General features: G+C 68.9%; 22 protein-coding genes. 7 read left to right on the forward strand and 15 right to left on the reverse strand.

The window, feature by feature from the left end; genetic code table 11:
- Positions 1-66 precede the first annotated feature (66 nt).
- The 5 genes from J2X01_RS12025 to J2X01_RS12045 all read left to right on the forward strand — a co-directional run bounded on the left by J2X01_RS12025 (position 67) and on the right by J2X01_RS12045 (position 3,931).
- On the forward strand, positions 67-858 hold the full coding sequence (locus J2X01_RS12025; RefSeq protein ID WP_310057372.1) for an amino acid ABC transporter permease: 792 nt from the start codon (positions 67-69) through the stop codon (positions 856-858).
- 11 nt (positions 859-869) lie between these two features.
- The gene (locus J2X01_RS12030) at positions 870-1,664 is read left to right on the forward strand and encodes an amino acid ABC transporter ATP-binding protein (protein ID WP_310057375.1); all 795 of its coding nucleotides are present in this window, start codon (positions 870-872) and stop codon (positions 1,662-1,664) included.
- Between the two features lie 595 nt (positions 1,665-2,259).
- Positions 2,260-2,577, forward strand: a complete 318-nt coding sequence (locus tag J2X01_RS12035) for an oxidoreductase dimerization domain-containing protein (RefSeq protein WP_310057377.1) — start codon at positions 2,260-2,262, stop codon at positions 2,575-2,577.
- A 133-nt stretch (positions 2,578-2,710) separates the two neighbouring features.
- A complete protein-coding gene (locus tag J2X01_RS12040; protein WP_310057380.1) occupies positions 2,711-3,253 on the forward strand; it encodes a YceI family protein in 543 nt (180 codons plus the stop codon).
- 114 nt (positions 3,254-3,367) lie between these two features.
- Positions 3,368-3,931 (forward strand): NAD(P)H-dependent oxidoreductase, encoded by a 564-nt coding sequence (locus J2X01_RS12045; protein ID WP_310057382.1) that lies wholly within the window; start codon positions 3,368-3,370, stop codon positions 3,929-3,931.
- Positions 3,932-4,234: 303 nt separating this feature from the next.
- Here the strand turns inward: J2X01_RS12045 and J2X01_RS12050 are convergent, their stop codons facing one another.
- The 10 genes from J2X01_RS12050 to J2X01_RS12095 all read right to left on the reverse strand — a co-directional run bounded on the left by J2X01_RS12050 (position 4,235) and on the right by J2X01_RS12095 (position 17,165).
- A complete protein-coding gene (locus J2X01_RS12050; RefSeq protein WP_310057384.1) occupies positions 4,235-5,212 on the reverse strand; it encodes a type IV toxin-antitoxin system AbiEi family antitoxin domain-containing protein in 978 nt (325 codons plus the stop codon).
- Between the two features lie 234 nt (positions 5,213-5,446).
- Positions 5,447-7,204, reverse strand: a complete 1,758-nt coding sequence (gene menD, locus J2X01_RS12055; RefSeq protein ID WP_310057387.1) for a 2-succinyl-5-enolpyruvyl-6-hydroxy-3-cyclohexene-1-carboxylic-acid synthase — start codon at positions 7,202-7,204, stop codon at positions 5,447-5,449.
- The gene (argS, locus tag J2X01_RS12060; RefSeq protein ID WP_310057389.1) at positions 7,201-9,057 is read right to left on the reverse strand and encodes an arginine--tRNA ligase; all 1,857 of its coding nucleotides are present in this window, start codon (positions 9,055-9,057) and stop codon (positions 7,201-7,203) included. The genes menD and argS overlap by 4 nt, the downstream gene beginning before the upstream one ends.
- 130 nt (positions 9,058-9,187) lie before the next feature.
- Positions 9,188-11,545: a heavy metal translocating P-type ATPase gene (locus J2X01_RS12065; RefSeq protein WP_310057391.1), complete on the reverse strand. Its 2,358-nt coding sequence runs from the start codon at positions 11,543-11,545 to the stop codon at positions 9,188-9,190.
- 329 nt (positions 11,546-11,874) lie between these two features.
- Positions 11,875-13,956 (reverse strand): PhoX family protein, encoded by a 2,082-nt coding sequence (locus J2X01_RS12070; RefSeq protein WP_310057394.1) that lies wholly within the window; start codon positions 13,954-13,956, stop codon positions 11,875-11,877.
- A 110-nt stretch (positions 13,957-14,066) separates the two neighbouring features.
- Entirely contained in the window at positions 14,067-14,594 is a 528-nt protein-coding gene (locus J2X01_RS12075) for a MarR family winged helix-turn-helix transcriptional regulator (protein ID WP_310057397.1), read from the reverse strand.
- Between the two features lie 76 nt (positions 14,595-14,670).
- Positions 14,671-15,675 carry an o-succinylbenzoate synthase gene (locus J2X01_RS12080; protein WP_310057400.1) on the reverse strand — a complete coding sequence of 335 codons (1,005 nt, stop codon included), beginning with the start codon at positions 15,673-15,675 and terminating at the stop codon, positions 14,671-14,673.
- A gap of 3 nt (positions 15,676-15,678) precedes the next feature.
- Positions 15,679-15,834: a hypothetical protein gene (locus J2X01_RS12085; RefSeq protein WP_310057403.1), complete on the reverse strand. Its 156-nt coding sequence runs from the start codon at positions 15,832-15,834 to the stop codon at positions 15,679-15,681.
- A 3-nt stretch (positions 15,835-15,837) separates the two neighbouring features.
- Positions 15,838-16,566, reverse strand: coding sequence for a class E sortase (locus J2X01_RS12090; RefSeq protein WP_310057637.1), 729 nt, complete (start codon positions 16,564-16,566; stop codon positions 15,838-15,840).
- An 86-nt stretch (positions 16,567-16,652) separates the two neighbouring features.
- Positions 16,653-17,165 (reverse strand): DUF6993 domain-containing protein, encoded by a 513-nt coding sequence (locus tag J2X01_RS12095; protein ID WP_310057405.1) that lies wholly within the window; start codon positions 17,163-17,165, stop codon positions 16,653-16,655.
- 524 nt (positions 17,166-17,689) lie between these two features.
- On the opposite strand from J2X01_RS12095, the gene J2X01_RS12100 reads away from it, so the two are divergent.
- The gene (locus tag J2X01_RS12100) at positions 17,690-18,019 is read left to right on the forward strand and encodes a carboxymuconolactone decarboxylase family protein (protein ID WP_310057408.1); all 330 of its coding nucleotides are present in this window, start codon (positions 17,690-17,692) and stop codon (positions 18,017-18,019) included.
- A gap of 168 nt (positions 18,020-18,187) precedes the next feature.
- On the opposite strand, the gene J2X01_RS12105 is transcribed toward J2X01_RS12100, so the two are convergent.
- From J2X01_RS12105 to J2X01_RS12125, 5 genes are all read right to left on the reverse strand, one after another.
- On the reverse strand, positions 18,188-20,623 hold the full coding sequence (locus tag J2X01_RS12105; RefSeq protein WP_310057410.1) for an Ig-like domain-containing protein: 2,436 nt from the start codon (positions 20,621-20,623) through the stop codon (positions 18,188-18,190).
- A gap of 27 nt (positions 20,624-20,650) precedes the next feature.
- Positions 20,651-21,277 carry a hypothetical protein gene (locus J2X01_RS12110; protein ID WP_310057412.1) on the reverse strand — a complete coding sequence of 209 codons (627 nt, stop codon included), beginning with the start codon at positions 21,275-21,277 and terminating at the stop codon, positions 20,651-20,653.
- Positions 21,278-21,520: 243 nt separating this feature from the next.
- Positions 21,521-22,660, reverse strand: a complete 1,140-nt coding sequence (locus tag J2X01_RS12115) for an aminopeptidase P family protein (protein ID WP_310057415.1) — start codon at positions 22,658-22,660, stop codon at positions 21,521-21,523.
- Between the two features lie 25 nt (positions 22,661-22,685).
- Positions 22,686-23,516: a protein NO VEIN domain-containing protein gene (locus J2X01_RS12120; RefSeq protein ID WP_310057417.1), complete on the reverse strand. Its 831-nt coding sequence runs from the start codon at positions 23,514-23,516 to the stop codon at positions 22,686-22,688.
- A 70-nt stretch (positions 23,517-23,586) separates the two neighbouring features.
- The gene (locus J2X01_RS12125; protein WP_310057420.1) at positions 23,587-24,939 is read right to left on the reverse strand and encodes a glycoside hydrolase family 32 protein; all 1,353 of its coding nucleotides are present in this window, start codon (positions 24,937-24,939) and stop codon (positions 23,587-23,589) included.
- A 73-nt stretch (positions 24,940-25,012) separates the two neighbouring features.
- Between J2X01_RS12125 and J2X01_RS12130 the strand changes: the two genes are divergently transcribed.
- Positions 25,013-25,960, forward strand: coding sequence for a phosphatase PAP2 family protein (locus tag J2X01_RS12130; RefSeq protein WP_374724968.1), 948 nt, complete (start codon positions 25,013-25,015; stop codon positions 25,958-25,960).
- Positions 25,961-26,076: the final 116 nt, after the last annotated feature.

Raw genomic sequence — 26,076 nt, forward strand, 5'->3', positions numbered from 1 at the left:
GGCCCCGTACCGCTGTACAACAGTCCGTACGGGGCCTCAACTGCGCGAAACGAATGTGAGAGCACCATGGCAATGACCGCACGTCAACGAGCCAGAGTCAGCCTGTACGTCCAGGCGGGAATCTTTGTGGTGGCCGTGGTCGCCCTGATCCTCGCCACGGACTGGGAGACCATCAGCAACAGCGTCTTCAACTTCGCCAAGATTGGCCCGATGTTCCCGGACATCATCCTGGTGGGCCTCAAGAACACCCTGATCTACACGACCCTGGGCTTCATCGTGGGCCTGACCGGCGGTCTGCTGCTGGCCCTGATGAAGCTCTCCTCGTTCCCGCTGTACCGCTGGCTGGCCACGGGCTACATCGAGTTCTTCCGCGGCATCCCGGCCCTGCTGGTGTTCATCGCCTTCGGCTACGGCGTGCCGCTGGCCTTCGGTGTCTCCTGGAACGTGACCGTGGTGGCCATGGTCTCGCTCGGCATGGTGGCGGCGGCCTACATTGCCGAAACGCTGCGCGCCGGCCTGCAGGCCGTGCCCAAGGGCCAAATGGAAGCCGCCCGTTCACTCGGCATGCCGCAGTGGCGGTCCATGATCTCCATCGTCATTCCGCAGGCCTTCCGGATTGTGCTGCCGCCGCTGACCAACGAGGTCATCCTGCTGACCAAGGACTCCTCGCTCATCTATGTGCTGGGCCTGACCGCGTCGCAGTACGAGCTCACGAAGTTCGGCCGCGACGGCATCTCCAGCCTGGGTGCGGGCCTGACCCCGCTTCTCGTGGCCGGCGCCTTCTACCTGGTGATCACCATCCCGCTGAGCCTCTTGGCCCGGAAGTTTGAAAGCCGCTCCGCGCGGACGAAGCGATAGGCAGGACAGTCATGAACGACGTCGTACAGAACGCCCCCGGTGCCGTCCACGCCGCCGGGGTCTCCATCAAGGACCTGCGGAAGTCCTACGGCTCCAACGAGGTCCTCAAGGGGATCGACCTGGTGGTTGCCCCCGGCGAGGTGGTGTGCCTGATCGGGCCCTCGGGTTCGGGCAAGTCCACCCTGCTGCGCTGCGTGAACCTCCTGGAACAGCCGAACCAGGGCACCATCCACGTCGGCGGTTTCGAATCGACCGACCCGGATGTGGACATCGACAAGATGCGCCGCAAGGTGGGCATGGTCTTCCAGCAGTTCAATCTCTTCCCGCACCTCAGCGCACTGCAGAACTGCACGATCGCGCAGACCAAGGTGCTCAAGCGCAGCCAGGCCGATGCCTCGGCCGCGGCGATGAAAAACCTTGAGCGTGTCGGCCTGGGACACCTCGCGGACCGTTTCCCGGACCAGCTCTCCGGCGGGCAGCAGCAGCGCGTGGCCATTGCCCGGGCACTGAGCATGGACCCCGAGCTGATGCTCTTCGATGAGCCCACCTCGGCCCTTGACCCGGAAACCGTGGGCGATGTCCTGTCCGTCATGCGGAACCTGGCCCGCGAGGGTATGACCATGCTGGTGGTGACCCACGAGATGGGCTTCGCCCGCGAAGTCGCCGACCGCGTGGTCTTCATGGACGGCGGCGTCGTCGTGGAGGAAGGGGTGGCCGAACGCGTCATCAGCGCCCCCGCGCACGCCCGCACCAAGGAATTCCTCCGCCGGGTGCTCGACCCGACCCACATCGACATCGCGGAGTAGCTCCCCGCGCGCGGATGCGGGTGCTCGCCGCGTCGCGTCGGGGTTTCCGCGCCGATTTCAGACAGCCGCTACGTGGATCCGCGTGGCGGCTGTCCGTTTCCGCAGCGGATTCCCGGCGGACCCCTCCAGGCTCGCGGGCGGGGCGCACCCGCGGCCGGGGACTGCGCGCCGCTGTCACCGAGCCGAACGTGCACGACGGCGGGGCTCACCCGCGGCCTCAGCGCCCCGTACCAAGGAACTCCTGCGCCGGGTGCTCGACCCGTCCCGCATCGACATCGCGGAGTGGCTCCCCGCGCGCGGATTCCGCGCCGCATCGCGATTTCCGCGCCGATGTCAGACAGCCGCTACGTGGATCCGCGTGGCGGCTGTCCGTTTCCGCAGCGGATTCCCGGCGGACGCCTCCAGGCTCGCGGGCGGGCACGACGGCGGGGCTCACCCGCGGCCTCAGCGCCCCGTACCAAGGAACTCCTGCGCCGGGTGCTCGACCCGACCCGACCCGACCCGCATCGACATCGCGGAGTAGCTCCCCGCGCGCGGATTCCGCGCCGCATCGCGATTTCCGCGCCGATTTCAGACAGCCGCTACGTGGATCCGCGTGGCGGCTGTCCGTTTCCGCAGCGGATTCCCGGCTGACGCCTCCAGGTTCGTGGGCGGGCACGACGGCGGGGCTCACCCGCGGCCGGGACTGCGCGCCGCTGTCACCGAGCCGAACGTGCACAACGACCGCGAGACCAACCGGATCCTCGGCGCCGCCCTGCTGCTCGGCACCCAAGCTAGCGAAAGCATCGCGGTCATCCAGATGGCGATGCTCGCCGGGTTGGAGTACACCGCCGTCCGCGACGCCATCATCACGCACCCGACCATGGCCGAGGGCCTGACGCTGCTGTTCACACCCGCCTACCCCGAAGACTGAGCGGCGCCCGCGCCACGGCCCCGCGCACCCGCATGCCCGCCCGAAGGTTGACAAGTCAACCAATCGTTGTCAGACTTATATGCATATGCATGAACATTCCAGCTTGCTTACCTAGACCCAGGAGAAAAAACCCATGACGATCGAACTCACCCCCGGCACCTGGACCCTCGACCAGGCCCACACCGAAGTCGGTTTCTCGGTCCGGCACGCCGGCATCAGCAAGGTCCGCGGCCAGTTCACCGAGGCGTACGCCACCCTGGTGGTCGGCGAAACCCTGGAGACCTCCTCGGTCGAGGCCACCGTGCAGACCGCCTCCTTTGATTCCAATGACGACAACCGCGACGCTCACGTCAAGGGGGCGGACTTCTTCAACGTCGAGGAATACCCCCACATGAAGTTCAACGCCACCCAGGCCCAGGGCAACCCGGAAAACTTCAAGCTCACCGGTGACCTGACCATCAAGGACACCACCCTGCCGGTGGCCTTCGACGTCGAATTCGGCGGCATGGCCGTGGACCCCTTCGGCGCCACCCGCGCCGGGTTCTCCGCCACGGCGCAGATCTCCCGCAAGGCCTTCGGCATCACCTGGAACACCGCCCTCGAAGCCGGCGGCGTGCTGGTCGGCGACAAGGTCACCATCACCATCGACTCAGCCTTCGTGCTTCCCGCCAGCTAATCCAAACACCCCGGACCCCCGGCCCCGCGTCTCAGCCCGGGGTTCCAGTAGCGGTCCACAGCCTGCACCATCACCAGCCGCGGGTCACCCGCGGCGCGACACCCAGGAGTACCCATGTCCAAGAACACCGTCCTCGCCCTGGTCGGCAGCCTCCGCGCCGACTCCACCAACCAGAAGCTCGCCGAAGCCATCGCGCTGAACGCTCCCGAGCACGTTGACGTCCTCATCCACGAAACCCTCGGCAACATCCCGTTCTACAACGAGGACATCGACGTCGAGGGCCAGGTCCCCGCCGCTGCAGCCGCCCTGCGCGCCGCTGCCAACGACGCCGACACCCTCCTGCTGGTCACCCCGGAGCACAACGGCACCGTCCCGGCCTCGCTGAAGAACGCCATCGACTGGCTGTCCCGCCCCTACGGCGCCGGCGCCCTGACCGGCAAGCCGACCGCCGTCGTGGGCACCGCCTTCGGCCAGTTCGGCGGAGTCTGGGCCCAGGACGAGGCCCGCAAGGCTGTCGGCATCGCCGGCGCCACGGTCCTCGAGGACGTCAAGCTCGCCGTCCCCGGCTCCATGGTCCGCTTCGCCGAGGTCCACCCGAAGGACGACGCCGAGGTTGTCGAGCAGATCAAGGGCGTTTTCGTCGCACTGGAAGAATCCCGCACGGCCGCCGCGGCCTAATCCCCCCGGCACACCGCCCGCGCCGCGATTTCCGCGCCGAGTTCAGACAGCCGCTACGTGGATCCACGTAGCGGCTGTCCGTTTCCGTTGCGGATTCGCGGTACCCGCGAGCTCCGACCAGGCCCACCTGATGACCCTTCGCCCACTGGCCCGAATCCGGAACCGCGGACGCCGCCCCCGCACGCCGGCACCGCGCCCCGACGTCCCGCACGCCCGCACCGTGCACGCCGGCACCGCGCCCGTCCCGATGTCCCCTGCCGGCCCCGCGCGCATCGCGATTCCCGCGCCGCTTTCAGACAGCCGCTACGCGGATCCAAGTGGCGGCTGTCCGTTTCCGCCGCGGATTCCCGGCGCACGCCGCGGTACGCCTTTCGCATCGAGGAAAGCCGCGAATCTCTCCAGGCTGGCGAGCTCCGACCAGGTCCACCGGATGACCCGCCGCCCGGTGGCCCGGATCCGGTCCTCACGGCGTTTCTCCTCAATCACGACATCGGCGGCCGTCCGCCCGTTGAGATAGGACGAATCCCGGTATTTCGCCAGCCCATCGAATTCGCCGGACAGACCATCCTCCGGCCACTCAAAGTCCGTGAAGCCGACGAGTCCCCGGGCATCCCGAATCTCGTGCTGGAGCAGGGGCGCCTTGAATCCCAGCCGATGCATCATCGCCCGGCTCAAAGATTCCCCCGGAGAACCCGACGCCGGGTCGCCGAACTCAAGCGCTGTGAGGATCCTGCGGGTTGCGGCGGCCGTGTAGTTTCCGGTGATGCCAGCTTCGAGCAACTCAAGGTTCAGCACCGGCGGCCCATTCCGTGCGGGCCTTATTACGTGGTCGACGGCTGCCACGGCCTGCTCAAAGGATCCGAAGGCGGCCAAGTCCAGCACGGTCCGGGCCCGGGACGTGACCAGCAGACCCTGGCGTTCCTCGATCTGGAGGGATTCGGGATCGACGAAGTGCCGCCGCACCCCCGCCCTTGAGCGGCCCCCGCCGGCGTCGGACGTGCACGCGTGAACAGGGTGCCTCTTTCCGAGGACCGGGATGTCCGATAGCGCGGCCGCTGACTGCCGGCAGAATACTGTCCGGCTTCGCAGGGTGGATGCCGCGGCATGGATCAGCAGGGTATACCGTTCCCAGTGCTGCAGTGCATCCCATGCCTCGGCCCGGACATACACGCCCTGGCGGAGGCGTCTGAGTTCGCCGGCTTCGGCCTGCCGGGCAAGCCTGCGTGAGTCCCGGCCGAGACGCGCCAGGTCGCTGCTGAGAATCAGGGCAGGCAGGTCCATACACCGATACTGGCCCCCGCATCGGAGCCACAACAACAGCCCGGCGCCCGGATGTGGAAAACACTGGCAGCGCATTCGCGGCGCTTTCAGACAAGCGCTACGTTTTCGGACGAGGGCACCGCGGATCCGCGCCGCCGTCGTCCGAAACCGTAGCGGAAACACGCCGGCAAGCCCTACCCCGTGCCTATCCGCGCCGCCGTCGTCCGAAACCGCAGCGGAAACGCGCCGGCGGCCCTACTCTGCGGCGAGCACGCCGGCCACGGCGGCGCCGACGGCGGCCCTGATGCGCGTGTGCAGATCCCGCAGCCCGCGCCGGTCCGTGTGCACCTCGATGATGCTGCGGCCGTCCCATGGCTCCGCCAGCACCGCGGCGAGCTCCGCAGTCGTGCTGACCGAGCGGTGCGCGACGCCGTAGGCCGCCGCGAGTGCCGCAATGTCCACAGTGTGCGGGGTGCCGAAGAGGCGTTCGACGGCGGTTCCGTAGCGGCCCGCGGCTTCGACGGCGCCGTGTTCCAGCAGCCCGAAGATGGCCCCGCCGGCGTCGTTGAGGACCACGATCCGCAGGGCGGGCTCCTCTTCCCCGGCGCCGAGCAGCAGGCCGCCGGCGTCGTGCAGGAAGGTGACGTCGCCCAGCAGCACCGTGGTTTCCTGCCGGCCGCCCAGGGCGATGCCGGTGGCCGTGGCGAGGGTCCCGTCGATCCCGGAGAGGCCGCGGTTGGCGAAGACCGTGGTGGCCGGCTCAGGGGCGGGCGCACCGGCGAGGTCGACATCGCGGATGCCGTTGGAGGAACCGAGCACCAGCTGTCCGCGCGAATGCTCCCAGACCAGGGCGCCGACGGCGGGCCCGGTCAACGCTGCGGGCCCGGAGGCAGCGGTCCCCGTAGCAGCGGCACTCCCGGTTACAGCGGCGGGCCCGGACAGGGCGAGGTCGACGGCGTGCTGCGCGGCGGCCCCGGCCAGGAGCCAGGCATCCAGCCAGGCCGCCGAGCCCCGGCCGGCAAAGTCCGCGAGGTCCGCGAGGTTGTCGAGCGGGAGTTCGGTGCGGCGGCCCGGCTCGTACCAGGCCACGGGGACCGGCTGGTACAGGGCGGCGGGGACGTCGGCGCGGGCCAGCAGGTTGCTCACCGGCCGGGAGAGCGTGGGCCGGCCAAAGAGCACGACGCGCTCGATCGGCTGGGCGGAGTCCGGGCCGAAGGCGTCCAGGACAATCCGGTACGGTCCCACCGCGTTCGGCCCGAACCGCGCGTTGGAGGACGGTTCGGCCAGCAGCGGCAGGCCGTGGGCGCGGGCGAAGGCTTCGGCGACCGGGCCGGCGTCGTGTCCGGCCAGCACCACGGTGCGCCGTTCCGGCAGGCTCCCGGAGGCCGGCGGGAAATCGAGGGCCAGCGGGCCGCGGGGGGCGCGGTACACGCGGCGGCCGGACTCGGGCGGGAGCCTGTCGCCGGGGGCGGGAACGAGCGGGTCGCGGAAGGCCAGGTTGAGCTGCACCGGCCCGGGCGGGGTGTCCTCGAAGGCGCCGGTGGCGGCGCTGAGCGCGGTCTCGACGGCGCGCCGCGGGTCGCTGCCGGCGGGCACATCGGCGGCGAATCGGACATGCTCACCGAACAGGTCCAGCTGCAGCGTGGTCTGGTTTGCGCCGGTCCCGCGGAGTTCCTCCGGGCGGTCGGCCGAGATCACCACGAGCGGGACGGCGGCGTGGTTGGCCTCCATCACCGCCGGCAGGAGATTGCCGACGGCGGTCCCGGAGGTGGTGAGGACGGCCGCGGGGGCGCCGGTGGCGAGGGCCAGGCCGAGGGCGGTGAAGCCGGCGTCGCGCTCATCGATCCGGACCAGCAGTTCGACCCGTCCCATGGCGTCGGCCTCGGCCAGGGCGTAGGCCATCGGGGCGGAGCGCGAGCCGGGGGCCACCACGACGTAGCGCACCCCTTCCAGCAGCAGTGCGGTGACGGCGATCCGTGCGGCGTCGACCGCGGTCAGTTCCTCCGGGCTCACATGTTCTCCGGCGTCTCGATGCCGAGCAGGTCCAGGCCCTCGGACAGCCGGCGCAGCACGAGCGAGCACAGGGCGAGTCGCGACTCCCGGACCGAATCCTCGGACTTCAGCACCGGGCACTGGTCGTAGAAGGACGTGAAGAGCTGGGCCAGTTCGAACAGGTAGGTGCACAGCCGGTGCGGCTCCAGCACCTCGCGCACCTTGTGCAGCGTCGCGCCGTACTCGAGCAGGTGCAGGGCCAGCGCGCGTTCGGCGGGTTCGACGACGGCGATCAGCGTCGCCGGCGTGCCGCCGTCGATGCCGGTCCCAGCAGTTTCGGTCCCCCCTGTCGTCGCTGGCGTGCCGCCGTCGATCCTGGTCCCGTCGGTTGTCCCCGGCGTGCCGCCGTCGACCCCGGTCCCGGTCGCTTCAACGGCCGTGTGCCGCTCCAGCACGCCGGCCTTCCGCAGGATCGAGCGGATCCGCGCGGCGGCGTACTGCACGTAGGGCCCGGTGTTGCCGCTCAGGGCCAGCATCCGGTCGAAGTCAAAGACGTATTCGGTGTCGTGCCCCACGGAGAGGTCGGCGTACTTGACCGCGCCGATGCCCACCTGCCGGGCGGTCACGGCGCGTTCCGCCTCGGTCAGCTCGGGCCGGCTGGCGTCGATGACGGCGCGGGCGCGGTCCACGGCCTCCTCCAGCAGGGCCATCAGCTTGACCGGGGCGCCGGAGCGGGACTTCAGGATCTTCCCGTCCTCCCCCAGCACGTTGCCGATCTGTACGTGCACGGCCTCCACCGTGTCCGGCAGCCACCCGGCGTCGCGGGCTGTGGCCATGACCATCCGCAGGTGCATGTTCTGCGGCGCGCCCACAACATACAGGACGCGGTTCGCCTCGAGCTCGCGGACCCGGTACCGGATCGTGGCGAGGTCCGTGGTGCCGTAACCGTAGCCGCCGTCGGACTTGCGGATGATCAACGGCATGGGCTGGCCGTCGCGGCCGCTGAAGCCGGCCGGGAAGGTGCACAGGGCGCCGTCGCTGATCCGGGCGAGGCCGCGCTCCTCGAGTTCCTGGCACAGCTGTGCCAAATGCGCGTCGTAGGAGCTTTCGCCGGCGATGTGGTCGTCGGTGAGGCTGATGCCCAGCGTCGAGTAGATGGCGTTGAAGTAGCGTTTGGACTGGGCCACGAGCCGCTGCCAGACTGCGAACGTTTCCTCGTCGCCGCCCTGCAGCGCCACGACCCGGAGCCGCGCGCGGGTCGCGAAGCCGTCCTCGTCGGTGGCGGAGGCGTCGAACTTCGCGCGGGCCGCCTGGTAGAAGGCGCTGGGGTCATCGACCAGCAGCGCCGCCTCCGGGGAGTCCTCGCCGATCTCCAGCCAGTGCTCGATCAGCATGCCGAACGGCGTGCCCCAGTCGCCGATGTGGTTCTGCCGGATGACGGTGTCGCCGAGGGCCTCGAAGACCTTCACGAGGCTGTCGCCCACCACCGTGGTCCGCAGGTGGCCGACGTGCATTTCCTTGGCGACGTTTGGGGAGGAATAGTCGACGACGACGCGCTGGGCTTCCGCCGCCGGCACACCGGGGGCGCCGGGAGACTCGGCGTTGAGCAGTTCCTCGATCCAGGTCCCGTCGAAGGTGAGGTTGATGAAGCCGGGCCCGGAGATCTCCGCCGCGGTGCAGATCCCGTCCAGGTCCAGGGCCTCGACGATCCGGGCGGCGGCGTCCCGCGGCGGCATGCCGACCTTCTTCGCCAGCGCCATGGCGGCGTTGATCTGGATGTCCGCGAACTGCGAGGGCCGGACCACGGGATCCGTGCCGCGGTACTCTTCGCCGAACGCGCTGGCAATTGCTGCCTGGACTCTGGGGACAACCATTTCGGCGGGATTATTCACACTGTTCAAATTATCAGTTCCGCCACACCCCGGCGCTCCCCCCACCCCCAGGGGAGCATCAGCCAACGCTCCCGCGCATCGGCTCGGCAGCGGGCAGGGAGCCCCGCGGCCCTCAGATCTTCGTGGCGCGCAGCCGCAGCGCGTTGGTGATCACGCTGACGGAGGACAGCGCCATCGCGGCGGCGGCGACGATCGGGGACAGCAGCAGGCCGAACGCGGGGTAGAGAATGCCGGCGGCGAGCGGGATCCCGGCCGCGTTGTAGATGAACGCGAACACGAGGTTCTGGCGGATGTTGGCCATGGTGGCCTCGGAGAGTTTCCTGGCCCGCACGATTCCGGTCAGGTCCCCCTTCGGCAGCGTGATGCCGGCGCTTTCGATCGCCACGTCGGTTCCGGAACCCATGGCGATGCCGACGTCGGCCGCGGCCAGGGCGGGCGCGTCGTTGACGCCGTCGCCGGCCATGGCCACGACCCGGCCTTCGGCGCGCAGCCGCTCGACGACGTCGCTCTTGTGATCGGGCAGCACCTCCGCCTCGACCTCCGTGATCCCCAGCCGCCGGGCGACTGCTTCGGCCGTGGTGCGGTTGTCGCCGGTGAGCATAACGACGCGGATGCCTTCCTGCCGCAGCGCGTCCAGCGCGGCGGGTGTGCTTTCCTTGATCGGGTCCGCGATGGCGAACACCGCGGCGGGCAGTCCGTCGATCGCGGCGAAGATGGCGGTCGCGCCGTCGGCCCGCAGCTCTTCGGCACGGGCAGCCAGGGCATCGGTCTGCACGCCCTCGGAGGCCAGGAACTTTGCACTGCCCAGCAGCACGCGCCGTCCCTCCACCGTTCCGGAGACACCCTTGCCCAGCGGCGAGTCGAAGTCCTCCACCGGCGGAATGGTGATGCCGGCGCGCTGGGCGGCTTCGATGATGGCCAGGCCCAGCGGGTGCTCGGAGGCCTGCTCGACGGCGGCGGCCAGCCGCAGCACGTCGTGTTCCGCGATGCCGTCGGCCGGAACGATCCCGGTGACCGAGGGACGCCCCTCGGTCAGGGTTCCGGTCTTGTCGACGACGAGCGTGTCGACCTTTTCCATCCGTTCGAGGGCTTCGGCGTTCTTGATGAGCACGCCCATTCCCGCACCGCGCCCGACGCCGACCATGATCGACATCGGCGTGGCCAGGCCGAGGGCACACGGGCAGGCGATGATCAGCACGGACACGGCCACGATCAGGCCGTGCGCCATCCGCGGTTCCGGGCCAACCAGTGACCAGATGATGAAGGACGCCACGGCGATGGCGATGACAATGGGAACGAACCAGGCGGCAACCTTGTCGGCCAGGCCCTGGATCGGCGCCCGGGACCGCTGGGCGGCGGCTACCATGGCCACGATGCGTGCCAACATGGAGTCGCTGCCCAGTTTCTGTGCGCTGATGACGAGCGCGCCCGTCTGGTTGAGCGTGCCGCCAACGACGTGGTCCCCGGTTTGTTTGGTCACGGGCATCGATTCGCCGGTGACAAGGGATTCATCGAGCGTGGATCGCCCGTCCACAACCTCGCCGTCGACCGGGACCTTCTCCCCGGGACGGACCCGGACCCGGTCGCCGACCTGGAGCTCGCCGAGCGGGACTTCCAGCTCGACGCCGTCGGCCCCGATCCGCCGCGCGGTCTTGGGCGTCAGGTCCAGCAGGGCCTTGATGGCGCCGGAGGTCTGCTCCCGGGCGCGCAGCTCGAGCACCTGGCCGAGCAGGACCAGGACCACAATGACCGCGGCGGCCTCGAAGTAGACATCGACGCTGCCGTCCATGGCCCGGAACGCCTCGGGAAAGGCGGAGGGCACGAAGACGGCGGCCACACTGTAGAGCCAGGCGACCCCGGTGCCGATGGCGATCAGCGTGAACATGTTCAGTTGCATGGTCCGGAGCGAGGCCCAGCCGCGGACGAAGAATGGCCAGCCGGCCCACAGGACGACCGGCGTGGCCAGGAAGAACTGGATCCAGGCGGAGAGCGTGGGCGGCACGATGTGGTGCAGCTCGGGGAACAGGTGCCCGCCCATTTCGAGGATGACAACCGGGATGGTCAGGGCCAGGCCCACCCAGAAGCGCCGGCTCATGTAGGCCAGCTCGGGGTTCGGTCCGCTGTCGGCCGTGATGACCACCGGCTCCAGGGCCATGCCGCAGATCGGGCAGGAACCGGGCCCCGCCTGCCGGATTTCAGGGTGCATCGGGCAGGTGTACTCGAGCTCCTCATCCATTGCCGGCGCGACGGCGGCGGGTGCGACGGCGGCTGACTCACCGGTGCCGGGCAGATACCGGGCCGGATCCGCCACGAACTTGGCCAGGCATCCGGCCGAACAGAAGTAGTACTGCTGGCCCTGGTGTTCGGTGTGGTGTCCGGTGGCGTGCGGGTCGACGGTCATCCCGCAGACGGGGTCCTTGACCTGTTCGGCCGTTCCGGCGCCATGGTGGTGGTGTGCATGCTCGGTCATGATTAAGCGGGTCTCCTCAACACGGATATGGGAATTCCGTGGAGTCCGGAAGCGTCAGGTCACCCGAGATGGCGCTCCGCTGAACCGCGGAGGAAGACCTTCAACGCGTTCGGGCCTTCCCTGGGCGGGGGCCGTGACGACTCTTTCCGGTACTCATGAAAATATACCCCTAGGGGGTATCAGTCAAGTCCGGGCAGACTTGTGCGGTCACAGTGCCCGGCAGACGCTCCTCCCATCCCGGCCCCTAAACGCAGACGCTCCCCCACGTCCCGCCGTCGAACGGCGGAACGTGAGGGAGCGTCTGTCCTCACCCCGACAAAGCGGAGGACCTAGTCGTCGGTGCGGAAGACCTGGATGACGGACGGGCGGGGGGCGCGGGCCTGGCCCCGGGCCGGGGCGGTGCCGGCCGGGACGTAGTCCGGGAAGAAGGACAGCGGCGCGTCGAACGTGCCGTCCTCGCCCGGGTGCTGCACGGCGACGAACACGGTGCGTTCCTCGTCGTGGATGATCGGCCCGCAGGTTTCGCCGTCGCGCGGGACGGCGAGGAACTGCTCCACCCGGCCGCGCTCGGCGCCCTCGAGGGTGACCTTGAACAGCCCGTCGGCCTTCTTGATGCCGGAGGGGGCGCCGTCGGTGGAGATCCAGAGGTTGCCGACCGAGTCGAACGCCAGGTTGTCCGGGCAGGAGATCGGCGAGACTTTGTCCACCGGGTAGCCGGAGAAGTAGGTGACGTCGCCCTGCGCGGGATCGCCGCAGACCATCAGCAGGTTCCAGGTGAACTTCGTGGAGGTCTGGTCGCCGGTCTCGATGATTTCCACGATGTGGCCGTCGCGGTTTTCGTTGCGCGGGTTGATCTCGGTGGCGCCTTCCTTGCCGGCCTTGCCGCGGTCCGAGTTGTTGGTGCAGGCGACGTAGACCTTGCCGGTGTGCAGGCTGGGCTCGACATCCTCGCAGCGGTCCATCTTGGTCGGGCCGACCTTGTCCGCGGCGACGCGGGTGTAGACGAGAACCTCCTCCACCGACATGTCACGCACCTGTGAGACTCCACCGACCACCAGCGGCAGCCATTCGCCGGTGCCGTCGAAGCCGCCGTCGGACGGTACGGCACCGGTGCCGGTGATCTCGGCGGCCGGGGCGCTGCCGGTGAACCGGGCCACGTAGAGGTCGCCCGCGGAGAGCAGGGTCATGTTGTGCTTGCGGTCGCCCTCAATGTACTTGTCCTTCGAGACGAACTTGTAGAGGTAATCGAAGCGCTCGTCGTCGCCCGAGTAAGCCACCACGTGCCCGGACTCGGCCACGATCACGTTGGCGCCCTCGTGCTTGAAGCGGCCCAGCGCGGAGTGCTTCTTCGGGGTGGAGGTGGGGTCGAAGGGGTCGACTTCCACAATCCAGCCGAAGCGGTTGGCCTCGTTGGCGGAGTCGGCGTTGCGGGTGTCAAAGCGGGGATCGTCGAGTTCCCACTGCCGCGCCGTCGGCTTGCTGGTCAGCCCGTAGCGCTTGTCCTTATCCGACGTGCCGGGCGCGACGAAGTACCCGTTGAAGTTTTCCTCGCCCGAGAGGATGGTGCCCCAGGGGGTGGTGCCGCCGGCGCAGTTGCCCAGCGTGCCGAGAATGGTGCGGCCGGCCGGGTCCGCCTTCGTCTGGACCAGCGGCGAGCCGGCCACCGGACCGGTGAGCTCGTACGGAGTGTCGTTCAGGAAGCGGCGGTTCAGCCCGGCACCCTTGACGTAGGACCACGGCGTGTTCTTGTTGCGGCGCTCCAGCTCGACGACGGTGAGCCCGTGCGCGGCGGCGCCGATCTTCCGGACGTCGGCGGCGGGCATCGCCGTCGGGAACATGATGCCCTCGTTGGTGTATTCGTGGTTGGCGAAGAGCACCGCGCGGCGGCCCTTGCTGCCGGGGATCTCGAGGATGTCCGTGTAGTCGTTGTTGTAGCCGAACTGGCGCTCCTGCGCGGCCGCGGTCTGCTTGCCCAGGTCAAACTCCGGCGCGTCGTTGAAGATCGGGTCACCCCAGCGGATCACGGGCTGCCAGGTGAAGCCTTCCGGCACGGTGAAAGCGTCGACGGCGGCGTCCACCGGAGCGATGGCCGTGAACTTGAGCTTGGAGGTGCCGTAGCCGTTCTTGGCTGCCGCGGACAGCCCGGGGCCGCCGGCCACTGCGGACTCCGGCGAGGTCAGGGCACTGCCGAACGCGACGGCGAGGGCACCGGCGGCGCCGAAGCCCAGGGCGGCGCGGCGGGACATCGTGGCGGAGGCGATGTCGCGGAAGTAGCTGTTCGAGCTGGTGTTGCAGACCTCGCCCGTGCAGGCGTTGTCGCACTTGAGCGCGCAGGTGACGGGGCTCCGCTTGCCTTTGGTGTGGCCAAGCATGGGGAGCAGGGAGAATTTGCGTCCGGAGGAGACAGACATGAAGAGACCTTCCACGGGGTGGGTTGGGGGCCTCCCCACCGTTCCAGCCGCGGACAACGCGAAGTCGACTCTCAGATGAAGTCCGGGTGAACTCCCGGCGCCGGCCCGGCTTAGCTGTCCGCGTCCTCCGGGGCATTGGCGGCGGCCATCAGCCGCTGGCCGATGCCTTCGAGGAATTCGGCGATGTCCGTGAGGCTTTCCTCGGAGGAATCCTTGAGCAGCGCGACGGCCGCGGCGGCGAAGTGGTCGTTGGCCCACTGCATCGCGTCGGTCCCCTCCGGGCTCAGGTGCAGCAGCACGCTGCGGCGGTCCGTGGGGTTGGGCTTCCGGACCATAAAGCCCTTGGTTTCCAGCCGGTCCACCATGGCCGTGACCGAACCAGTGGTGATGTTGAGCGCCTTGCCGAGATCCTTCGGGGTGAGGCCGTCCACCTCGCCCACGAACGCCATCGCGTTGATGTCGATGGTGCCGATCCCCAGCTTCTCGGCCAGCCGGATGCGGAGCGCGTAGGTCCCGGTATCGACCCGCCGCAGGCCCTGCACAATGCGGAGCAGCCCGTCCTTGTGGGTCATATCCATGCCCTTCTCCAGCTCTGCAAGAGCCGCGTCGTCAACTTCCCGGGACTTCTGGATGTACATGTAGTAATTTTCCGATCCGAAACTATTTTCCACGGCCACGTCGCCGCGCAACGATTCACATTACTCGCAACCCGTATCACCGGCCTGCAGAGAGCACGGCGTGGACCCGGCGCAGGCGCTCCAGCCACCAGTCGCGGCGCTCCGGCGCGGCCGCGTATTCCCCCAGCAGGCCGGGATCGGCGGCGACATCGCGGACCCGGATGGCGCCGTCGTCGGGCACCAAAGAGTCCCGGGTAACATCGGCGGCAAGCAGCGACACAGTCCCCAGCCCGCAGGCGTACGGCAGTTCGGGCAGCGCGGCGGCGAGCGCCAGCCCGGCGCGGATCCCCACCGACGTATCCAGCGCGGAGCTGACGACGGCGGGGAGCCCGGCCTGCGCGACGATGTCCAGGGCGCGCCGCACTCCCCCGAGCGGCGCCACCTTCACCACGATCAGGTCAGCGGCGCCGGCGCGGGCGACCTTGAGCGGGTCGTCCTCCTTGCGCACGCTTTCGTCCGCGGCGATCAGCACCGGGACGCCGGCGGCGCGCAGCCGGCGTCGGACCTCGGCGAGCCCGGCGATGTCCGGCACCGGCTGTTCGGCGTATTCGAGCCCGACGCCGGACAGCCGGGTCAGTGCCTCGACGGCGGCGGGGACGTTCCAGCCGCCGTTCGCGTCGACCCGCACCGCGGCGTCCGGGAGCGCCGCGCGGACCGCGGCGACCCGGGCGGCGTCGTCGTCGAGCGTCTGCCCGGGCTCGGCCACCTTGATCTTGACGGCGTCCACCCGGCCGAAGCGGGCCAGGATCTCCGGGACCCGGTCCGCGGCGATCGCGGGAACCGTGGCGTTGACCGGGATCAGCGAACGGAGCGGCGCCGGGAATCCGTGCCAGCCGGCCTCGACGGCGGCGGCGAGCCAGCGGGAGGCTTCCGGGTCGCCGTACTCCGGGAAGGGGCAGAATTCGCCCCAGCCCAGCGGGCCCTCCAGCAGCAGGGCTTCGCGCTGCAGGATGCCGCGGAACTTAACCCGCATCGGCAGGCTCACCACGTGCGCGACGGCGAGAAGCTCCTCCAGCGGCGGCAGGCGCGGGCTTGTGGGCACCGGTCAGCCCACCGTCGCGTCGGTCAGATTGGTGACGTCGGCAAGCCACGGAAACACCACGTCGGCCAGCAGGAACAGTACGCCCGCGAGGATCACCGCCGAGAGCAGGATCCTGAGCCAGAGCGGTCCGGGAAGCTGACGAAAAAGCCAAAGGTACATGGTCTAGTCCTTCCCCTGCAGCGCGGCGAGCTGCTGCGCGATCGGTGCCGGGGGCCCGGCGCTGAGCGGCTGCCAGGACTCGAACACCGAGTAGGCGATGATGCGCTCCTCGGACCCGAACCGCGGATTGCAGCTGGTCATGGTCAGGAGCCGCTGGTCCGGCGCAACACCGGGCTGGGCCGGCACCGGCAGGATGACGTCCGTCCGGTCCGGCAGGACGATCTCCTGGTTCCGGAAGACGTAGGTGTAGAAGCCGTCGGCGGTCTGGACGTAGATTTTGTCGCCCGGCACGAGCGTGTGGATGTTGTCCAGCACCGCGCCGTGGGTCTGGCGGTGGCCGGCGACCACAAAGTTCCCGACGGCGCCCGGCATCGCCGTGCCCGCGTAGCGGCCGAGGCCGAGCGTGTCGATGACGTCGCTGCTGGTGCCCTCGATGAGCGGCCTGCTGTAATTGGCGCCGAAGCGGGGAATGTAGATGACGCCGATCGCCTCGCCGTGGGCCGGCGCGGTGCCGACCGGTGTGGCCGCGGGGTCCGCTGGGACCGCCGGCGCGGGCGCTGTGCCGGACGGGTCGTTCGGAATGGGCGCCTGGTGCTCCTGGACGAACTGCTTCACGGCAGCCCCCTGGGCCGCGTCCGCTTCGACGTTTGTCCACCACAACTGCCAGGCGACGAAGAGGCCGGCAATCACGCCGAGGGTGATGAGCAGCTCGCCGACCACCTGGACAGCCATCAGCGAGCGCCCCCGGCGGGCGCGGTGGTTTTCCCGCGCAACGACGGCGCGGCGGTTCAGTACGTTCGACATGCCACTCCTGTTGCCTACCGCTGGACGCTGCCGACGAAGCATCGACCGTTCGGAAGAACCGGCAAGACCGACGTTGCCACGGTTCCGGACCGGAGCTGCGCCATCACACACTCGTTGTCGTCCAGCACGCCTACCTCGACGGCGTCGGCGGCCAGTCCAGTGGGGGTGCGCGACGCCGAAACCTCGACGGCGGCCGGGGCGAACCCCGCCGCGGCAAGGCTCTCGCGGACTTGCGCCGTGCTGGGCTGCGGCGAGGACACCACCAGCGCCTGCAGGGCAGCGGTTACGGACTGGGAAACGGCGGACGGAGCGGCCGTGACGGCCGCGGGGGCGGCGGGAATTGCCTGTCCCTCCGGCGCCGGCGTTTCGCTGGCCGCGCCGGCTGAACCGGCTGCGCTGGGGGAAACCCTGGGGGCAGGGGTCGAACACGCCGCCATCCCGAGCACGAGGGGCAGGACCAGAGCGGCCAGCCCCGCGCGTCGTCGGCCGCTTGGGCGGCGGAGCGGGGCGGGGGCAGGGGCAGTCACCGGAACATCCTCCCATACCGGGACCGGCTCCCCGGCGCGGATGACGTGCTTCGGCTCCGCTCACGGACGTGCCCCGCAGTAGAATACAAGCGGCTGTACTGCGGGTCTGAGCGCCAACGGCCTGGCCCTCAGGATGGGACGCATTATGCTCACGACGCTGCTTTGCAAGGTGAACCTGGGGCATCACTGGTTGGCCGAGGCGGATCCGGACGGTAGTTTCCGCCGGCACTGCATGAGATGCGGAAAGTATGATGGCCGCGGCCCCAACCGGTTTCGACGCCTGGCCAAGAGCGACCGTCCGACCGACGGCGGCATTGACGGTGTTCCACGTCAATCCGTTTCCGTAGATGAAGGCCTTTGGGCTCGAGGCCGGTCTGTTACGGAGTCCGATGGCAGGCGATCGGTTCATCCCGTTCGGGTGATGTCTTCCTGGGCCGTATCGGGTTACCTTGCAGGCGGGTGGGGTTCCCCGCTCGCGCCGCCCCGCTCGGCACACAACCCCGCAACCAGATGGAGACATGACCATGGCCGAAGAAGAAACTCCCGTCCTCGACGCCCTCGCCGACATCACCGCCGTGTCGCTCGAACGCTCCACCCTCGAGCCCCGCGAACTGATGCTGGCCCGGATCGCGGCCCTCGCAGCCGTCGACGCCCCGGCCGGCTCCTACCTGCTCAACGCCGGTACGGCAATGGACGTCGGCATCACCCTGGAGGACGTCCAGGGCATCCTCATCGCCGTTGCTCCGGTCGTCGGGACTCCCCGGATCGTGGCGGCAGCCGGCAACCTCGCCAGCGCACTAGGTTTCGCCATCGCAGTGGCCGAGGCAGAGCTTGAAGCAGAGGCCGAGGGCTGAGCCCGACCTCGCCGAAAAAGGAAGCGCCGGGCTGGTCCTCGACCGCAGCGCATCTACTCAAGTTGGGGGCCGGACCATTAGACGATGCTTCGGGGTCGCCACGAGTCGTGGCTTCCGGCCTTACACCGCATGGATGGCACCTATCAGATCCTTTTCGCGTGGTTTTGGCTAGAAGTCTCTGTCGATTGTGCCGGTTTCGGTTGCGGGGGCGAGGGAGCTCGCGGCGCCGGCTGTGCCGGTGACGGACGACGTCGGCGTCCACACCATCGCGGCAGCCGTGCTGGAGGTGCGGATACTGCCGCTGCCGCTCGCCACGCTGCCCAGCGTCACGGTGACCACAGTGCTGGGCACACCAGCCACGGTCACCGTGGCGGCTGTCATGGTGGCGTTGTAAGTGACGGTCTTCCGGTTCTTGGCGAAGTTGGCTTTGGTGTTGACCGCCCCCAGATTCACGGTGCTGCCCGGCCGCTGGACATCCAAGGCGTCTCCGTTGTTGCCCGTGCCCAGAATGTTGCCGTCGCGCAGCCGAAGGGTCACGGGCAGCGCGGCTCCGGTCCACCCCGGAGTGACGGAGGCAAGGTTGACCTGCTGGCTGTAGGTGAAGCTCAGGGTGTCGGCGGCGTCGAGCCTGCCCTGGATGCCGGTGCCGTTGGCGGCCTGAACGTCTGCCCCGCGCAGGGGGCTGTTGTCCACCCGCCGCCCGGCGACGATGGCGGAGATGGTTTCCTTGCCAGCGCCGTCGATCAGGATGGCACGGAGATCATACTGCCAGTCGGCCACGGTCCGCGTGTCCCACGCACAGGAGTAAGGCGACGCGGCCAGGGTGCAGCGCGTGGTCCAGCTGCCGGTTCCGGCCAGTGCCGTCTGGATCCGCACATTGCCCACGCCCGCCGTTGAGTTCGCAACTGCGCTGAGCGTGGTGTTACCGGTCAGGTAGGCGCCGGGATCCTCTAGGGACACTGAGGACACTGTGTTGTCCACCACCCTGTTGGTGACCGCGGACGACGTCGTGCTGTTACCTGCCTCATCGGTGGCGAGGGCGCGGAAACTGTAGGAGACGTTGGCGAGGGCGGTGGTGTCGAACCGGCAGGAATACGGCTCCTCGGTCACGGTGCAAAGCGGCAACCACGTGGTGGTGCCGGAGCGGGTGTACTGGATCTGCACCTGGGCCACGCCGGAATGCGCGTCCGAAGCGGCGGCCGCAAAGGTGGCGACGCCCTGCAGCGGGGTGCCGGGGTCGCTCATGGTCACCGTGGGCGCGCGGTTGTCCACCAGCACGTCGGTGATGGTTTCCGAGTAGGTGGGCGTCCCGGAGGTGGCCACGGCACGGAGGTCGTAGTATCCGTCGGCGAACGTGCCCGTGGACCAGGTGCAGTTGTACGGGGCCGCCAGGTTCTGGCACAGCGTGTTCCACTTGTTGGTTCCGGCCAGGGAGTATTCCACCCGTACGGTGTATTGGGTGCTGCCCGGGCTGTAGAGCGTGGCGCTGAGGTTGACGGTGCCGCGCTGAAATTCGCCGGGATCGTTGAGGACCACCGCGAAGCTGTTGGCCACTGTGGTCTGTACCGCGGCGGAGGTGCTGGTGAGGCCCGAGTTGTCTGTGGCCGCGGCCCGGAGGCTGTACGCACCGTCCGGCATTCCCTGGGTGTTCCACACGCACGAATAGGGCGCGACCACTACCGTGCACAGCGTGGTCCAGGCACCGTTGGGCGCCTGGTACTGGATGGCGACGTTGCGGATGCCCGTTTCGGCGTCGCTCGCTTCCGCAATCAGCGTCACGTTGGCCCGTACCGTGGTCCCGGGACTGGCCAAGGTGACCGACGGCGGCGCCCAGTCCGCTGCCGTACTGAACGTGTTGGCGGCGTTCGCTGTAGCGGCCGTGAACGCGGCTGAGGAGAACGCGGTGGACGTCGCAATGACCAGGACCGCCAGGGCTGCCACGATGCCGACGGCGGCGCTGGCCTGCAGGCGCCGAGAGCCCGTGCCGGGGGGAACCGGGGGCGGGCCGCCGTCGTCCTCTTCTTTGTCCTCTTCTTCGGTGGGTTTGGCGCCGAACACGGCCACGACGACGGTGAGCAGCGTCAGCACGCTCCACCAGGCCAGCGCGGGGAGGTTACCGCTGTTCAGCCAGAGGCCGGGGAGCCCGACCGTGGGGACCAGGAGCCTGGCCTGGCCGGTGATCTGCCCGCGCTCCAGCGGGGTGCTGTCCACCTCGGCGTTGGCGTCCCCGGCTGTCACGAAGGTGCCGTCCGGGTTTTCGCCAACGATCCGGTGAAGCCGGGTCTTTTCCACCCCGCCCGGCTCTGCTTCGGCCGGGCTGGTGAACTCCACGACGCCGCCCACCGGGACCTTCTGGGCGGCGTCGAAACCGGCGGCGAGCACCACGTCGCCGGCGCTGATGTGCGGCTCCATGGATCCGCTCTGCACCACGGTGCCGTGCCAGCCCAGCAGCGCGGGCAGCACCGCAATCAGGGCAAGGCTCAACAGCACGCCCAGATACAGCCGCGACGCGAGCGATGCCAGAAACAGCGCCCAGCCGTCGGCGGAAAACAGCGGGCCTAGCCGGGAGGACACCCGGGCGGACCAGGGTTCCTCCCGGTTCACGGTTGTGCTTTTGCCGAATCCTCCGGGCTACGGGATTACGGGGGATTCGTCCGACTGGAGCTCCCACACCAGGTCGATGCCCACGCGGGCTCCCTGCAGGGCATTGACCTCGTCCTGGCTCAGACCCGTCGTGTCGAAGCGCCAGATACCGCGGTAGCTCTGCGTTTCGCCCGGTGTGCCCGCGGTGTGCCAGGAGGCGCCGCCGGTGGCGAAATCTCGGTTGGCCGCGGACAGTGCGGCGATGGTCATTTCCGGGACTGTGTTGGCGGTGGGCTCGAATCCGTCGCAGTTATTGAAGGAGCCGCCCGTGCCCTGCTCCAGGTCGAAGTAGATCCGGTTCTCCAGGCCCTTGGCAGAGATCAGGTTCTGCGTGTAGGCCCGCACTTCCCCCGGAACATTGGACCCGGAGGTGACGACGATGCACTTCTCGCTGGTCTGGCCCGGGACGATGTTCTCCACGGTGAACGCGGCTGCACCCAGGTCGTCGTCGGTGAGGACCACGTTTCCGGTGCTCCATGAGCTGCCGGCGTTGCGGGTGGATGCCGTGAAGGCGGCTTGGGAGCCCTGCCAGACCATGCCCCCGGCGATCAGGACAGCCAGTGGGGCAGCGGCAAAGGTGGCGATCTTACGGGTACGCGCAGAAGGAGTTTTCATTACTGAGACCTTGTCTTAGAACCGATGAAGTGGAATTACTTGCCCGGTTCACCCAGCGGACCCTCCCAGGTATCCGCAAGCCCCCCAAGCGCTGACACTCCCCAACTTACGGGACTGTCGTCTTAGTTGACAGTTGGAGTCACGCTCTCGACACACCAGTGAACGGCAGGCCACAAGCCATGTCGGCTGCCGTTCGTTTTCCGTCGGAGGACGATGGATCGCGCTCAGCCTGGCCAATGCTAACTAGTGGACTATTCTCATCTCGTGCGAGGTCTGATTGAGTCGCCGTCCGCCGTCGGGAACCACCGTCACGATGTCCTCGATCCGTACGCCGAACCTGCCCGGCAGGTAGATTCCGGGTTCGATCGAGAAACACATGCCGGGGTGGAGGATCTGGGTTTCGCCCTCGACCATGTACGGCGGCTCATGAGTCGTCAGTCCGATTCCGTGCCCGACGCGGTGAATGAAGTAGTCGCCGTAGCCGGCTTCAGTGATCACCGCCCGGGACACGCGATCGATCTCCTGGCACTCGACGCCTGGCCGCACGGCCTCGAACCCGGCCTGCTGTGCGTGTCTGACGACGTCGTGAACCTCGCGCTCCTCGGCGGTGGGTTCGCCGACGTGCACGGTCCGCGTTGTGTCCGATCCGTAGCCGTGTTTGAGGCCGCCGAAGTCGAGCACCACCATGTCTCCGTCCTCGATGATCCGCGGGCCGATCTCGTGGTGAGGGTTGGCTCCATTCGGACCCGAACCGACGACGGTGAAGTCCACCTGCGAATGACCGAATTGGCGAAGCAGGTCGGCGAGATCAGCGCCGACGTCGGTCTCGCTGCGCCCGGCGAAGCGCACGGTGACGATCTCCTCGTACACCTGGTCGGCGGCCGCGCCGGCCGCCGCCAGCCGCTCGATCTCGTCGTCATCCTTGATCGCCCGAAGCATCGGCAGGGCGGTCGTCATCGAGACGTAGGACGACTTGGGCAGTCGATCCTGCAGGCCGAGGAGGTGCATGGCCCAGGCCGAGTCAGAAACGGCATAACGTCCGGTGCCGGCCATCAGCGTCGCAGACTCCGTGTAGGGGTCGCTCCCGTCGGTCCAGTCGGTGATCCGCAGAATCGAGGCGCCGGCGGCCGCTTCCGCGTCGGGCCTCTCGAGCCTCGGAACGATCATGGCGGGCTCCGCGTCGACGGGGATCACGAGCATGGTGATGCGTTCAGTGATGGCCACGGGTGCATACCCGGTGAGGTACAGCAGGTCCGGTCCGGGAGTGACCAGGATGCCGTCGAGCCCGGCGTCCTGGGCGGCGTGGGCTGCTCGCCGCAACCGCTCGGCGAAGTCATCGGCGGTGAACGGAGCCGGCTCGGAAAGGCTGCGATGATCACTCATGGTTCGCATTCTCGTGCGCGGGGCATCACGGGTCAACCCATCGCCAATCAAAGTCACGAGGACGTAGTTGGCGGTCTTCTGGATCGAAGTCGATAATCCTGAAGTCCCCCGCCCTAGGGTCCACTTCGCCATCCACGAGCCGCATTCCGGACCACACGCCCATCATGCAGAGTCCCGGATGCTGGCGGGCGTGACCGACTTCATTGCGCGTGACGATGACCGAGTCCCCTTTGCTCTGGGTGCCTTTCGCTTCAAGGTAGATCCGCTCGGTATCCCTGACCGCGACGGCGTCGTAGGGACGATTTTGCCGGGTGTCTGTAACGGTCCAGCCACGGTCTCGGTAGTGGCGCATCAAACGATCCTGTGCAGCGTTCTCAATCGCTCTGCGGACGTCGGCGTCCATTTGCAGCCCTTGGCCCCCTGCACCGGCTAGATCCCGCGCCTCAGCTGGGCCGGCGTTTGCCGCGACGGCAGTCTCAGGGTCCGGGCGATACAGGATTGAGTTCCTGCTGCCGGGCGGGTATTCGACCTGCGTTCCCATCAGGACTTGGTGAATGGAATGTCCGTCTGCCAGGACGCGGCCGATGAGAGCCTTCTTTGGTCTCCCTGTGTCAGTACCTGTCACGATCTCGTGAGCCGGGTCGTTGAGTTCAGCGACCAGCACGATCTCGCCTAGGTAGTTGAGTGCTGCCCAACGCTCACTCGCGATGCGCTTCTTGTCCAGGAACCAGTCTCCGCGATTGTTAGCCCAGAGCTGCTCCGGTGTTGCCCCAGGGTCATAGCCGTACCAATCACGTCCAAGCGGATCATCGCTGGTGGCAGTCGTTCGGTCGCTGAGCCTGATGTTGATAACCATGAATCGAGTATCGCCGAACGATGTCAGCGAACCGCGCACGACGGCGGGTGGGACCTGGTGAAGACCTTGTCTACAGGTTTGTTTCCGACCAATCCGGGTGCCGGAGTTCCCAGACGTCGGCCGCAGCGCCGTGCGGCAGTTCGAGCTGCCACTCCTCGCCGGGTCCGGGGTAGGCGCGCAGGGTGGTGGGCACGGAGCCGTGGCGGTAGACCTCCACGATGGAGGCGTCGATGAAGATCCGCAGCTCATCGCCGCCGGCCACGGTGTCGGCGAACACGGTCCGGCGCTGCCCCGCCGCGACGAGGACCAGCCGGAGGGTGCCCTCCCCCCGGGCGACCCGGACCTCCGCCTCCGGCGGCAGCGTCAGGGTGCCGGCGGCGCCGTGGTGCAGCCGGTCGCCGCGGTAGGCACCGAGTTCGGGGGCGGGCTCGACGGCGAGGACCCCGCCGTGCACGGACAGCTGGCGCGGGAAGGTCAGGATCCCGGCCCAGCCCGCGTCGTCGATCTCGTCCTGGCTGCGGCCGGGGCGGCCCTCAGCGTCCTCCGCTTCACCGGACCAGCCCCAGAGCAGCGCCCGGTCCGGCAGCGCGAGGAGCTGCGGGGCGTAGAACTCCCGTCCCAGGTCGGCCTTCCCGCCCGACGCCGGCGTGAACACCGGCAGCCCGAAAGCGTTCGGCACCAGCGTGCCCAGGACGTAGCCGACGCCGTTGGGGTGGTCGTGCTGGTCCGCCGCGAGCCACAGCGAGGCCATCAGCACCCAGGTGTCCGCGCCGGAGGAATCCGGGACCCGGACCAGCTGCGGGCACTCCCAGATCTCGGCGGGCAGGTGCCGGGCGGCGTGCGGGTCCTCCGTGCTGAACCAGATCCCCTCGTACCGCCACGTCCGCAGCTCCTCCACGCTGTAGAGCAGCACGGCGGCGTGGCCCGAGGCGAGCCCGGCACCCTGGAGGGCGAAGCGGCGGCCCTGGAAGTGAAAGAGGAACGGGTCGCGGACGGCGGTGACCTGCGGATCCGGGGGCACCTCGGCCGCAACGTGCCCCTCCTGGGCCCAGCTGCGCAGCGCCTTATCCGCCCGGGCCAGGACCACCCGGGAGTGGCCGCCCACGGTGTCGACGCCGGAGTACGCGGCGGTGGGGACGCCGCCGTCGTCGGTCACGACGCCAGACCAGCAGCCGAGCGCGTCCGGCCCGCCGGGCTGGGGCCGGAGCGCCACCGGTTCCTCGTCCCAGTGCACCAGGTCCGGGGAACTCAGGTGCCCCCAGCAGATGCCCCGGTGCCGGGCCGACTCCGGGTTGAACTGGAAGAACACGTGGTAGCGGCCGCCGGCGTAGCTCAGGCCGTTGGGATCGTTGATCCAGCCGTTCGCGGGCCGCGGGTGGAAGCGGGGAAAGGCTCGGTCCGGATGTCGCGCCGCGGTGTCCATGGCCAAAACACTACCCGCGCGGCGGCGGGACGCCCTCAGAAACTTCGCAGGGTTCTGTGGGAACCTGAGATCGATGATTTTTCGGCAGGAGCACCCCACCATGCAGCCGGCTTCGGAGTACCCGCAGCCGCCGTCCCGCGCGCCTGAAGCCCGCCAGGGCCGCGGCACCGGGATCCTGTTCCTGCTGGCCACCCTCGTCAGCATGGCGGCGCTGGCCGGAACCTACTTCTTCTTCGTCCGCACCACCACAGGCCAGTTCATTGACGAATCCGCCCTCGTGGAGGCGGTTGAAATCCACGGCGCCGCCGGCAAGGCCGCCAACAAGCTGCTCGACTGGCTGCCCGCGGTGTCCCTGCTGATCGCCACCGTGGTGGTCCTCTTCGTCACCGTGCTGAAGCGGCGCTGGGCCGCGGCGGGGATCGCCGTGGCGGCCTGCGTGGGCGCCAACGTGGCCACCCAGATCCTCAAGGACATCGTCCCGGTCCGGCCCTACCGCGGGATCGAGACCCTCGAGCTGAACTCGCTCCCCTCCGGCCACACCACCCTCGCGGCCTCGGCCGCGGCGGCGGTGTTCCTGATGGTCTCCCCGCGCTGGCGTCCGCTCGCCGGGTTCCTGGGCGGCAGCTTCGCCGTCGCCACCGGGGTGTCCACGCTGATCAACCAGTGGCACCGGCCCGCCGACGTCGTCGCGGCGTTCCTGGTCGTGGCGGTGTTTATGCTCCCCGCGGGCTGGCTGATCAACCGCAAGGGGGCGCGCTGGAACGTCTGGGACGGCTACGGGGCCCACTGGGCCTCCGCCCGGCTGTGGCTGGCGCTGCCGCTGCTGGCAGCACTCGCCGCCGCGGCGGTGGCCGCGTTTTCGCTGCTGGGTGCCGCCGCCGGCATGGGCCAGGCGGGCAACACCACCTACTACTTCTGGGCCGGGACCTCGCTGATCGTCATCGCCGGCTACCTCGCCACGGCCGCCGGAGTGTGGCTGTTCGGGCATGCGGCACGACGGCGGAGCGCGCCCCGCCGCTGACCGGCACTGCCCAAGCCCGTTTACATCCGGCCCGCCGAGGGCCAGAATTAGTCCCGCCCAGCCACTGGCTCAGCAGCGCGTTGGCCCCATCCGTCCATACGGTCAAGCTGCCACCT

Origin of the sequence: Arthrobacter ginsengisoli (genome assembly GCF_031456935.1) — a bacterium.
Lineage (GTDB): Bacteria > Actinomycetota > Actinomycetes > Actinomycetales > Micrococcaceae > Arthrobacter > Arthrobacter ginsengisoli.